Here is a 12,222-nt window from a genome sequence, read left to right on the forward strand (position 1 = left end):
GCAGCGGTGCGGAATCAGGGGTGTTGGGTTCGGTTGAGGACCTGGGCCAGGGCGCCCACCGGGAAGTTGGCGGCATGGCTGAAGTCTGCACCCTGGTAGCCGAATATCTTGCCGTCGCTACGCCCGGCCTTGAGGTCGATCAGCACCAGGCCCAGGGTCGGGACGATCTTCTCGCGCCAGACAAACAGGTACAGCTGCTCGGCGATCTTGTAGTAGTGACAGCGGTCGGTGTCCGCCAGGCCTTGCTCGACACCCCTGAGGCACTGCCAGCTATAGAAGTTGGCATTCAGGTAGATGTGCTCGTAGGCCTCGCTGGCACTGTAGACATACTGGTTGCGCAGGCCGATCAGTTCGGAGGTGGGCGCATGTCGCGCAGTCTCGGCCGTGGGCAAGGCATCGATTGCACCCTGGAGGAACTGCGCCTTGACCGAGGTCAGCTCGCCGCCAGCCAGCGCCCGGCTGAACAGGTCGACGCCGCATTCGGCCTGGCTCGGCATCTGGCCGATCACGGCGGTGAAGCACTGGCGCTCAAGATCGAGGATCAGGCTTACCGAATGGGACTGGCCTTGCTCCCGCTTGAGAAAGTCCACCAGGTAGATACCGGGGCGTATCGAAGTGGCGCGATAGGGCAGGTCGTCACTGGCGGGCTGGCCGAGGCTGTTCCAGCGCAGGGTGTCGACAGCGAAGTGGTGTTCGATCTGCCAGCCGTTGTCGAAGTGCAGGGTCAAGGTGCGACCGGACAGATCATCCACCCCCGCAAGGATGTGATTGTCGTCTGCAAAACCGTCCGCCAGGGCGCCGACGGTGATCCACTCAGGTTGCTGATTCATGGCAAGGCTCTTGTCCAGGAAAGGAGAACCCCATGTTCTGCCTGGGCGCCGATGCCGCCCATCAACCAAATGGTTGAGCCGGTGGCCCGTTACAAGAACAGCGTGCTCACCAGCTCCGTGCGATTGCCGACCCCGACCTTGCGAAACAGGTTGATCAGGTGGGTCTTGACCGTGGGCAGCCCCAGGTCCAGGCGCCTGGCGATGCTCTTGTTGTCGGCACCATCGCGCAGCAGCCAGGCGATCTCCCGTTCCCTGGGGGTGAGGTTGGCCAGACGTTCGTCGACCTGGGAATAGGGCGCCAGGGCAGCGATTTCCAGCAGGCCCTGCAAGGCATGCAGGGTGCCCAGTTCGTCGACGCTGAAATGCCCCAGGGCGTTGTCCCGTAGCAGCGACAGGCCGGCGACGGGCCGTTCACCGTCACAGGCAAGAATTTCCACTACATCCAGTACCCCGTGACGTTGCAGGAACCCCTGGTAGACCTCGGTTGCATGACGGCCCTGCTGGGCCATGCCCATGTGCAGCGACAGCACCGGGCGCCCGGCGGCGGCACAGTTGCGTGGCTGCAACGGGTCGTAGTGGCGGTAGCGTTGCAAATAGGCCTGGTGCATCTGCTCGGGCATGCGGTACAGCGAGAAGTCCCGGGCCTGCAGGTTCGGATCGATGCGGTAGAAAGCGCAGAGGGTGGCGGGTACCACCCGGGTAAAGGCGGCGATGCAGCGTTGCCCCAGTTCATGGGCCCCGGGCAAGGAAGTGGGCGCAATCATCGGATAGCTCCTGGCTGCCGGCTGGGCAGTGGCTCGGGTGGTTGGGGACTGTGACGGGTGTGCGCTGTCCGTGTCAGGGCGAGTGAAAACCAGGAGCGGGGCGCCTGGCAAGCAGGGATGCAGCACAGGCTGCGGTCGCTGTTTGATTGACCGCAGCCGGTTGCAACGATCAGCGCTGGGCCTTGCTCAACCCCTCGGCGAGGGCATCGACTATGGCATCCACCTGTGGCTGCTGGATCACCAAGGGCGGCGAGAGAATGATCTTGGTGCCCACCGGGCGCACCATGACGCCATTGTCCCGGGCAATCTGTGCCACCTGATTGGCATAGCCACTCATGGGGTCGATGGGTTCGCGGGTGGTCTTGTCCGCCACCAGATCCAGGGCCAGCATCAAGCCCTGGCCCCGCACTTCACCGACGGTGTCGAAGCGCTCGACGAAGGGCCGCAGCTTGTCCAGCATGTAGTCGCCCATCTTCGCCGCGTTGGCCGGCAGGTCTTCCTTGACCACGATGTCCAGGCAGGCCAGGGCAGCAGCGCAGGCCACCGGGTGCCCGGAGTAGGTGTAGCCGTGCATGATGGCGCCGGTGAAGTTGGCGTTTTTCTCGAAGGCGGCCTCGATCCTCCGGTTGACCACTGTCGCGCCCAGGGGGATGTAGCCTGAGGTGATGCCCTTGGCCAGGCACATGATGTCGGGTTTGACTCCCCACAGGCGGCTGCCGAACATCGAGCCGCTGCGGCCGAAGCCGGTGACCACCTCGTCGGCGATCAGCAGGACGCCGTACTTGTCGCAGACTTCGCGGATCAGCGGCCAGTAGTTGGCCGGTGGCACTATCACGCCGCCGGCGCCCTGGATCGGCTCGGCAATGAAGGCGGCCACGGTGTCCGGGCTCTGGAACTGGATCTCCCGTTCCAGCAGGTCGGCGCAGATCTTGCCCAGCTCTTGCGGGTCCTGGCTGTAGGGGTTGCGGTACAGCCAGGGCGTATCGATGTGGTAGCAGCCGGGCAGCAGGGGCTCGTAGTTGCGCCGGAACACCGTGTTGCCGTTGACCGAGGCGCCACCGAAGTGGGTGCCGTGGTAGCCCTGGCGCAGGGAAATGAACTTGGTGCGGTCGGCCTGGCCTTCGAGCTTCCAGTACTGGCGGGCCAGCTTCAGGGCACTTTCGATGGCATCCGAACCGCCGGAACTGAAGGACACCCGGCACATGTCCTCGGGCTCCAGCAGGTTCATCAGCACCCGGGACAGCTCTTCGGCACGAGGGTGGCTGACCCCATCGAACAGCTGGAAATACTCCAGCTCATCGAGCTGGGCGGTGATGGCCGCTTTCACTTCCTTGCGGTTGTGGCCGACGTTGACGTTCCACAGCCCGGCGACGCCATCCACCAGCTGGTGGCCCTTGTCGTCATAGACATAGCAACCATCGCCGCGGACGATGCGTATCGGTTCGCGTTGCTTCATTTCGTTGGGGTGCAGCATGGGGTGCCAGAAACGGCTTGCTTGGCTCACGTTGAGTCTCCTGAAAACGCACGGACAGCGTGGAGCTATTAGTGCGTCATTTGCGGGCTCCTGGCTTGCCTCTGTGTGCCAGGACATTTGACCCAGGCTGCCAGTGGCGATTTGGCGGGTATCGCTGCCGGCCATTGGCAGGGGCTGGCTTGCCAGCGAGGGCGTCCGTGCAGGCGGCGCAAGGCTTGTGGGCCTGTGCGCCGGCAAGCCGGCTCCTACGGCCAGCGTAGGTGCCGCTGCCGCTGGCAGCCAGGGCCAAGTTTTGCGGCAGCCAGGATCAAGACGGCATCCGACTTTGGGCTCAAAGTCCACCTCGAACAAGGTCTACCTGCGAGGAATCAAGATGAGCGTTGCCATCGACCCACGTGTCGCTGCATTCATAGACAGTCAGCACGGCCTGCTGATTGACGGTCTCAGCCAGCCCGCGCTCTGCGGAGCACGGATGCCGGTGTACAACCCCGCCAGTGGCGAGCAGTTGACCCAGGTTGCCGCCGCCGCCCAGGCCGATGTGGATCTGGCGGTGGGGGCCGCGCGTCGGGCCTTCGAAGGCAGCTGGAAGGCGTTGCGTCCCGCCGATCGCGAGCGCCTGCTGTTGAAGCTGGCGGATCTGCTGGAGGCCAATGGCGAGGAGCTGGCGCAGTTGGAGACTCTCAACAACGGCCAGTCGATCCATCTGGCCCGGGCCCTGGAGGTGGGGGCGGCGGCGGAGTTCACCCGCTACATGGCCGGTTGGGCCACCAAGATCGAAGGCAAGAGCCTGGATGTATCCATCGCCGCGGTGCCGGGGGCACAGTACCGGGCTTATACGGTGCCGGAGCCGGTGGGCGTGGTGGGAGCCATTGTGCCGTGGAATTTCCCATTGCTGATGGCCATCTGGAAAATCGTCCCGGCCCTGGCTTGCGGCTGCACCGTGGTACTCAAGCCCGCCGACGAGACTCCGCTCACCGCGCTGCGCCTCGGCCAGCTTTGCCTGGAAGCAGGGATCGCCCCCGGCGTGGTCAACGTGGTGACCGGCAGTGGCGCCCAGGCCGGTGCCGCGCTGGCCGCCCATCCGGGGATCGACAAGCTGGCGTTCACCGGTTCGACCCAGGTCGGCAAGCTGATCGGCCACGCGGCGGTGGACAACATGACGCGCTTTTCCCTGGAACTGGGTGGCAAGTCGCCGGTGATCGTCCTCGACGACTGCGACCCGCAGACTGCTGCCGCCGGGGCTGCTGGGGCCATCTTCTTCAATCAGGGACAGGTCTGCACGGCGGGCTCGCGGCTGTATGTCCAGCGCGGGATCTACACCCAGGTGCTGGAGCGTCTGGTGGCCATTGCCGAGTCCTTGCGCATTGGCCCGGGGTTGGACGAGCAGGCACAGATCAATCCGCTGATTTCTGCCAAACAGCAGAAGCGCGTGCTGCAGATGGTCCAGCGCGGGGTCGAGGAGGGCGCCAAGGTGCTCTGTGGCGGAGTTGCCCATGGTGAGCAGGGCTTTTATGTCCGTCCCACGGTGGTGGCCAACGTCAACGCCAACCTGCAGCTGGTGCGCGAGGAGATTTTCGGCCCGGTGGTGGTCGCGACGCCTTTCGATTCTCTGGAGGAAGTGGTGGCCCTGGCCAATGACAACCAGTACGGGCTGGGTGCAAGTATCTGGTCCAACGATCTGAGTCAGGTCATGCAACTGATTCCCCAGATCAAGGCCGGCACCGTTTGGGTCAACACCCACAACATGCTGGACCCGTCGATGCCCTTCGGCGGTTACAAGCAATCGGGCATGGGCCGCGAGATGGGCCATGCGGCCATCGAGGCCTATACCGAGAACAAATCGGTGTGCATCGCTTATTGAGCACGCCCCACGCAGACGCCTTTGCCGGCCAGCCGGTTGACTGTAGGAGCCGGTTGGCCGGCGAAGAGGCCCCCAGGACAGGCGTCATTCTCATGGACGTCTTCGCTGGCAAGCCAGCGCCTACAGGGCGTGAACATGATTTCAGCTGCGTCAGACAGCCAAGCTCTGCGCCCTTGCCGGGCGTGCCCTTGAAATGCCTAGAACAACAATCATCAACCCATGCTTTCGAGGTTTACCATCATGTCGCTCAACGACAGACTCAAGCACCACCTGGATCAGGGCGTGGTCGGCTTTCCCACCGCGCTGGCCAGTGCCGTGGGCCTGATCATGGCCAGCCCGGTGATCCTGACGGCCACCACCGGATTCGGTATCGGTGGTGGAGCGTTCGCCGCGGCGATGGTGATCGCCCTGCTGATGATGCTGGCGCAATCCACCACCTTCGCCGAAGCGGCCTGCCTGTTGCCCACCAATGGCTCGGTCTATGACTACCTGGCCTGTGGCCTGGGTCGTTTCTTCGCCATCACCGGGACCTTGTCCGCCTACCTGATCGTGCATGTGTTTGCCGGGACGGCGGAAACCATTCTCAGTGGCGTCATGGCCCTGGTGAATTTCGAATCCCTCAATACCCTGCTGGAACAGAGCGGCAGCGCCTGGTTGGTGGGGGTCGGGTTGGTAGTGTTCTTCGGCCTGCTCAACGCGGTGGGCATCACCGCCTTCAGTCGTGCCGAGGTGATCCTGACCTTCGGCATGTGGACCACCCTGATCATCTTTGGCGTGCTCGGGGTCATCAAGGCCCCGGCTGTGGAGCTCGATGGCTGGTTCGGCGCGTCAATGGTGGGGACCGACCTGACGACCATCCTGTCCCTGGTGGGCATGGCCATGTTCATGTTCGTCGGCTGCGAGTTCGTCACCCCCCTGACCCCGGATGTACGCAAGGCCGCGAGGACCATTCCCCGGGCCATGGCCCTGGGGCTGGTAGGCGTCGCGGTGTGCATGTTCATCTACGGCGCAGCCATGAAGCGCCAGGTGGAAAACATTGCCCTGAGTGAGGATGGCAGCGTGCATTTACTGGATACGCCCATGGCCATCCCGCATTTCGCCGAGCAGATCATGGGGCCGTTCGGCCGTATCTGGCTGGGGATCGGCCTGCTGTTTGCCGGTGCCGCGACTATCAACACGTTGATGGCCGGCCTGCCGCGAATTCTCTATGGCATGGCCCTGGACGGGGCATTACCCAAGGTTTTCACCTACCTGCACCCGCGCTTCAAGACACCGCTGCTGTGCATCGCCGTGGCGGTCCTGATTCCCTGCCTGCATGCCTGGTGGCTGGGCGGCAGCACCGACAGCATCATGCACCTGGTGCTGGCGGCGGTCTGTGCTTGGAGCACCGCCTACCTGCTGGTCACCTTGTCGGTGGTGATGTTGCGCATTCGCCGGCCGGATTTGCCGCGGGCTTATAAATCGCCATGGTTTCCGTTGCCGCAGATCCTGTCTTCGGTGGGGATTGTCCTGGGCATGTGGTTCATCACTCCCCCCGGGATGAATCCACGGGATATCTATGTGCCCTTCGGCAGCATGTTGGGCCTGACTGCAATCTACGCGCTGGTCTGGACCCTGCTGGTACAGAAGGTCAATCCGTTTCGTCCGGTGCCGGTGGAGGAGGTGCTGGAACAGGCGCTGAGCCTGTCGCCGGATGAAGTGCCAAGCCCTCGGGAGAACCTGTCTGATGAATCTTTCAAGCTGGCGACAAAACCTCTTTGAGTTCTGGCACCGGGCACCTTCGGGCTATCGCCCGGGGGTCACCCTGGGTCAGGTGCGGCGGGATCTGGCGGGCCTGGATTTCACCCCTCGCTCTGCTGGGCTGGGTGTTTTCCACTGCCCGCAAAACGCTCTGGAGTTCGAAGTGCGGGAGCGTCCCCAGGCGCAGTTCCTGATGCATATCGTGGTTTGTGAGTGGCGTCTGCGGGTGCCCTGCGAGCGTCCCGGGCAAGCGCGGATCGGCCTGCGCCACACCGGGGCGATTCGTCGACAGGGCGTCGCCGCGCGATTGCTTGCGGGGGAGGCAGAGCAATGGGCGCCCTTGCTGCAGAAGCTGTGCAGTGATCAGTCGTTGCTGGAGCGGCTGCTGCCGCTGGACTTCAAGCACCTTGAGCTGTGGCGGGATGAGCAGGGCTGGCAAGTGCGCCTTGAACACTTTGGCGCCAGCGAGGTGGTCAATCGTTTACCGGGGTTCAGGCGCTACATACGCTTGAGTGTCCAACAGCGGGCGGCGCTGTTGGGCAGCTTCACTGAGTTGTACAAGCTTCTACGAGAATTCTGACCGACATAACCGTAAGCACTGGCATACACCCTGCTTAAGCCATAACAGACTATCCATGCTGTCAGGCTCCTTGCCTGGCAAATAGATAACATGTTAATGATATCGCCATAACAACAAAGGCGGTCTGAACCGGCTTATGGAGGTGCACAGTGCTTGCTTCGCATAGTTTCAGTTCCTGGGTAGGTGCCCTGCAGGGTGTCTGCGGTCGATTCGACGCCCGCCCGGCGCGCAATCCCGCCTTGTTTATCGGTGAAGTGGGTCTACAGGATTATGCCGGGCTGGAGGTGGCGCAGATCCGCACCAATGCCGGGCTGATCTCCCGTCAGAGCACCAAGGTCGACCATGAGGACGATCGCCATTGTTTCCTGATCATCCAGCGCAGTGGCCACGCTCGCCTGAGCCAGGATGGCGAGAGCATTGAGCTGGCTCCCGGCGACATGGCGTTGCTGGATTCGGCCGGTGCCTGTGAAATCGTGCCCCACGGCCTGATCGAGCACGCCTCGTTCCACCTGAGCCGGGAAGAGGTTTACCGGCATCTGCCGACCCCGCAGCGCAAGTTCGGCAAGTTGTCGCAAAACTGCGCCAGTGGTCGCCTGATGCGTTTGCTGGTGGAGCAGATCTGCGCCGGCGATCTGCAGGGGTGTGCGGCGCAGCAGGAGGGGCAGGCCCTGCAAGAGGCCCTGATCGCCTTGCTTGGGCCGACCCTGCGTCAGACGGCCAGCACTCTGGATGGCTTTGACGAGAACCTGCATGGCCAATGCCTGCGTGATCAGGCTCGGCAACTGATCAATCAATCCCTCAATGAGCCGGGCCTGACCCCGGTATCCCTGGCCGGGCAGTTGAATATTTCGGTGCGCCAGCTGTACCGACTGTTTGAGGAGCAGGGCGACAGCGTGTGTCGCTTCATCCAGCGCTCCCGGCTCAAGCGCAGCGCGGCGGACCTGAGCAACCCGCAGCTGCGTAACGAATCCATCACCGATATCGCCTTCAAGTGGGGGTTTACCGATTCGGCGCATTTCAGCCGGACGTTCAAGAAGCATTTCGAACAGTCGCCCCGTGACTTCCGCGCCCGCTCCCTGAACGCGTAGGCGCCGGAGTTTCGCATCGCCCTCAAAAACGGCAACGCTGGCTACGTAGGAGCCGGCTTGCCGGCGAAGGGGTCCTTGAGTTTTGCGCTGCCCTTGAGGACGCCTTAGCTGGCTGTGTAGGAGCCGGCTTGCCGGCGAAGAGGCCCTTGAGTTTTGCGTTGTTCTTGAGGACGCCTTCGCTGGCAAGCCAGCTCCTACGGCAAGCGGGCAAGCGGGCAGGCAAGCAATAACGCAAGACCGCGAAAAGACCGTCAACAGCAGCCTGAACAGGGGCGTCAGGGATTTTCCAGATCATGCCCCAGGGATTGGATGAACAACGAAAACAACTCGGGCTGGCTGGAGATGTCCAGCTTGGCGTAAAGGTGGCGGCGGTGCACCTTGATGGTGTCCGGCGAGATTTTCAAACGCTCGGCCATGGCTTTGGAAGAAAAACCCCGGAGGATCAGTCGGGCAATCTCCAGCTCCCGATCCGACAGCACCGCGCTGCCGAAATGGCTCAGGGCATCGCGAATCTGGCTGGCCATTTCCTCTGCAACCGGGGCCTGGGGACGTATCTGGCTGTGTTGCCAATGCTGTTGCATCAGTGGCAGCACCCAGGCCGCAAAGGTCGTGAGCTGGCCGATTTCCTCGCGATTGAAGACCCGTTGGTTGCCCAGTGACAGGGACAGGGTGCCGGCTTCGGGCAGTTGCAGGATGAATTGCACTTCATCTTCCAGGACGTTGTCGTGGAAGTAGCTGAGAAAGTACTCGCTCTGGCGGAAGTGGTCCGGGGCCACTTCTTCCAGGCGGTACAGGCCGCTGGGGTAGCCCTCGCGACAGGCCTGGAAGAACGGGTCCAGCAGGTACAGGCCATTGAGGTAGGTGAGCATCGACGCCGGTTTGCTGCTGGGCTCCGCGTCATATTCCTCAAGGGCCCGGGGCGGACCATCCACCGGGTAGAAGATCGCCAGGGCATTGTCGAACGGCGTGGCCTGGTGCAACAGCAGGATCAGCTGTTTCCAGAATCGCGGGTTGCCGATCAGCGTAAGGGTGCGACCCAGGCCGGCGTGCATGCCGACCTCCCTGAACAGATTACTCAAAGACCTTGCTCCATTGATGCGTCGAAAGTGCCGTAGAAGGGTTTCGTCGATTTGCCTGTTGCCGTCAAGGGGAGTACTCCAATAGGGGAATTGGTCGCCGTCATGTGACTGCCTAGAGTAGTTCCCAGCCAGTGCGTCCCAGAGCGCACACGCCCGATGGATTTCGTTTCTGCCTCAGACCAACAATAAACACGAGGATAACGATATGAGCTCTCCCTCCGTGCCCGACGGCGCGCTGAAACCAACCTTGAGTGTGTTCGATGTGGTGGCTATCACTGTTTCCGGTGTGACCCCCGCCAGTTCCGTGTTCGTGATCGCGCCCTTTGCCATCCACCAGGCCGGCAGCGGGGTGTTCCTGGCGTTCGTCATGGCCGGGTTGCTGGCACTGATGTTTGCCTTCTGTTACGCCGAGCTGGGCCGGGCCCATAACAGTGCCGGCGGTGAGTACGTGTATGCCAAGCGCGTGTTTGGCGGCATGGCCGGCTATGCCACCTTCCTCACGGTGCTGGTGATGTTGCTGTTCATCCCTCCGGTACTGGCCACTGGAGCCGCCACCTATTTGAACAATGCCCTGGGTACCGACTTCGACTCCCAGACCGTAGCCCTGGTGATAGTGGTCTGCAGCTATCTGCTGGGCATCCTCAACATCAAGCTCAATGCCTGGATCACCGGCACTTGCCTGTTGCTGGAGGTGGCGGCGTTGCTGGTGATTGTCTGGCTGGGCTTTGGCAACGCCACGCAACCGGTGAGCATTCTTTTGCAACCGCAGATCGTCGATCACGGTGCATTGCAGATGGCGCCCTGGGCCCTGGTGATCGGTGCGGTGGGTATCGGTCTGTTTTCCTACAACGGCTACGGGCCGGCGGTGCTGCTGGCCGAAGACATGAAGTGCAAGGGGCGCGGCGTGCACAAGGCGGTGCTCTGGTCCCTGGTGCTGGTGGTGATCATCGAACTGGTGCCGCTCACCGCGCTGCTGATCGGCGCGCCGTCCTTGAGCGCGATGCTGGCCAGCCCAGATCCCATCGGCTACCTACTCACCAGCCATGGCAATGAAACCCTCGCCAGGGTGGTCAGTGGCGGGATCTTCCTGTCGGTGTTCAACGCCATTGTCGCGATCGTCATCCAGATCGGCCGGGTGGTGTTCAGCAGCGGCCGCGACGCCCTGTGGACGACCACCATCAACCGCCTGTTCACGCGGATTCATCCACGCTGGGACTCGCCATGGCTGGCTACGTTGTTCCTGGCGATTCCTTCGGCAGTACTCAGTTTCAGCTCGAATCTGGCGGACCTCACGTCCTTCAGTGTGTTGCTGATCATGCTGGTGTACCTGATCGTTGCCCTCAGCGCGCTGATGAGCCGGGTGCTGCTGCGCGACCGCGAGCATCCCTATCGCATGCCCCTGTGGCCGGTACCGGCGCTGCTGGCGGTGATGGGCGCGGGGTATCTGCTGATCAATCTGTTCCTCGAGGCGTCCCTGCGGGACATCATGGTGATTATCGGGCTGCTGGCACTGTCGGTGATTCTCTATGGCACCAATGGCCGGTACAGCCCGGCGTTTCAGAAATTGTAAGGAGTGGTTATGCGAGCACGTCAATTGGGCATCAGCCTGGGTCTGGGGACACCAGGCCCGTTCAATGCGATCACCGACGTCCCCGGGGTACGGGTGGGGCACAGCACCCTGAAAGCCAGCGTGGGCGGCAAGCAGGTGCGCACCGGGGTCACTCTGGTCCAGCCCCGGGCCGGGCATGCGCGGCAACAGCCCTGTTTCGCCGGTTGCCATGTGCTCAACGGCAATGGCGATGCCACGGGGCTGGAGTGGATTCGCGAGGCGGGCACCCTGACCACGCCGCTGGCCATTACCAATACCCACAGCGTCGGCGTGGTGCGCGACACCCTGATCGCCCTGGAGCGCGAGGCCCTGGCGGACCCCGCCGTGTACTGGTGCATGCCGGTGGTGATGGAAACCTACGACGGCCTGCTGAACGATATCTGGGGTCAGCATGTGGGGCCGCAACAGGTGCGCGAGGCCATGGCCAGCGCCGAATCCGGGCCGGTGGCCGAAGGCGCGGTAGGCGGCGGCACCGGGATGATCTGTCATGAGTTCAAGGGCGGGATCGGTACCGCCTCCCGGCGGCTGGCGGCAGCGCAGGGCGGCTACACCGTCGGCGCTCTGGTCCAGGCCAACCACGGCAAGCGTGAAGAATTGCGGGTGGACGGTTACCCGGTGGGGCGTCATCTGGGAGGGATTGCCTCACCTTTTGCCGAGCGCGGCACCCCGGGCATGGGCTCGATCGTGGTGATCCTGGCCACTGATGCACCGCTACTGCCCCATCAGTGCCAGCGGCTGGCCCAGCGTGCTTCCATCGGCATTGCCCGCACCGGTGGCGGCACCGAAGATTCCAGTGGCGATATCTTCCTGGCCTTTGCCACGGGAAACCGGGACTTGCCCGCTGCGGATTATGGACGCAAGGACCTGGCGTTCACTGCACCTCTGGCGATGCTCAACAACGATCACATCTCGCCGCTGTTCAGCGCAGCGGCCGAGGCGGTGGAGGAGGCCATCATCAATGCCATGCTGGCAGCCGAGCCGATGACCAGTGCCGACGGGGTGCAAGTACCGGCGCTGACCCCGCAAGCATTGAGGCAAGCATTGGAACTAACTGGTTGGAACATGAAATAACCGACTAAGAAGTGCGACGCAATCGACATAATTTTCTACATGGATATTTAATAATTAAATTGTAGATTGTCGGACAATGCCTGGCGCTAATCGGCTGGAAAAGAATCTTTTAAGTGCACGGTCATT

General features: G+C 62.7%; 10 protein-coding genes. 6 read left to right on the forward strand and 4 right to left on the reverse strand.

The window, feature by feature from the left end; genetic code table 11:
* Positions 1-14: 14 nt before the first annotated feature.
* The 3 genes from KHO49_RS28800 to KHO49_RS28810 form a co-directional block, all read right to left on the reverse strand.
* A complete protein-coding gene (locus KHO49_RS28800; protein WP_213666311.1) occupies positions 15-830 on the reverse strand; it encodes a molybdenum cofactor biosynthesis F family protein in 816 nt (271 codons plus the stop codon).
* An 89-nt stretch (positions 831-919) separates the two neighbouring features.
* The gene (locus tag KHO49_RS28805) at positions 920-1,594 is read right to left on the reverse strand and encodes a helix-turn-helix transcriptional regulator (RefSeq protein ID WP_102879457.1); all 675 of its coding nucleotides are present in this window, start codon (positions 1,592-1,594) and stop codon (positions 920-922) included.
* 169 nt (positions 1,595-1,763) lie between these two features.
* Positions 1,764-3,098: an aspartate aminotransferase family protein gene (locus tag KHO49_RS28810; RefSeq protein ID WP_213666312.1), complete on the reverse strand. Its 1,335-nt coding sequence runs from the start codon at positions 3,096-3,098 to the stop codon at positions 1,764-1,766.
* 343 nt (positions 3,099-3,441) lie between these two features.
* Between KHO49_RS28810 and KHO49_RS28815 the strand changes: the two genes are divergently transcribed.
* The 4 genes from KHO49_RS28815 to feaR all read left to right on the forward strand — a co-directional run bounded on the left by KHO49_RS28815 (position 3,442) and on the right by feaR (position 8,337).
* A complete protein-coding gene (locus KHO49_RS28815) occupies positions 3,442-4,929 on the forward strand; it encodes an aldehyde dehydrogenase family protein (protein WP_123390987.1) in 1,488 nt (495 codons plus the stop codon).
* 240 nt (positions 4,930-5,169) lie between these two features.
* The gene (locus KHO49_RS28820) at positions 5,170-6,690 is read left to right on the forward strand and encodes an APC family permease (protein WP_123390984.1); all 1,521 of its coding nucleotides are present in this window, start codon (positions 5,170-5,172) and stop codon (positions 6,688-6,690) included.
* Positions 6,656-7,249, forward strand: coding sequence for a DUF3156 family protein (locus tag KHO49_RS28825; RefSeq protein WP_102879453.1), 594 nt, complete (start codon positions 6,656-6,658; stop codon positions 7,247-7,249). The genes KHO49_RS28820 and KHO49_RS28825 overlap by 35 nt, the downstream gene beginning before the upstream one ends.
* Before the next feature lie 149 nt (positions 7,250-7,398).
* Entirely contained in the window at positions 7,399-8,337 is a 939-nt protein-coding gene (gene feaR / locus KHO49_RS28830) for a transcriptional regulator FeaR (protein ID WP_102879452.1), read from the forward strand.
* Between the two features lie 275 nt (positions 8,338-8,612).
* Here the strand turns inward: feaR and KHO49_RS28835 are convergent, their stop codons facing one another.
* Entirely contained in the window at positions 8,613-9,416 is an 804-nt protein-coding gene (locus KHO49_RS28835) for a helix-turn-helix transcriptional regulator (protein ID WP_102879451.1), read from the reverse strand.
* Positions 9,417-9,621: 205 nt separating this feature from the next.
* Between KHO49_RS28835 and KHO49_RS28840 the strand changes: the two genes are divergently transcribed.
* The gene (locus KHO49_RS28840; protein ID WP_213666313.1) at positions 9,622-10,986 is read left to right on the forward strand and encodes an APC family permease; all 1,365 of its coding nucleotides are present in this window, start codon (positions 9,622-9,624) and stop codon (positions 10,984-10,986) included.
* Positions 10,987-10,995: 9 nt separating this feature from the next.
* The gene (locus tag KHO49_RS28845) at positions 10,996-12,096 is read left to right on the forward strand and encodes a DmpA family aminopeptidase (RefSeq protein WP_102879449.1); all 1,101 of its coding nucleotides are present in this window, start codon (positions 10,996-10,998) and stop codon (positions 12,094-12,096) included.
* Positions 12,097-12,222: the final 126 nt, after the last annotated feature.

The organism is Pseudomonas sp. RC4D1, from assembly GCF_018390395.1.
Taxonomy (GTDB): domain Bacteria; phylum Pseudomonadota; class Gammaproteobacteria; order Pseudomonadales; family Pseudomonadaceae; genus Aquipseudomonas; species Aquipseudomonas danubii.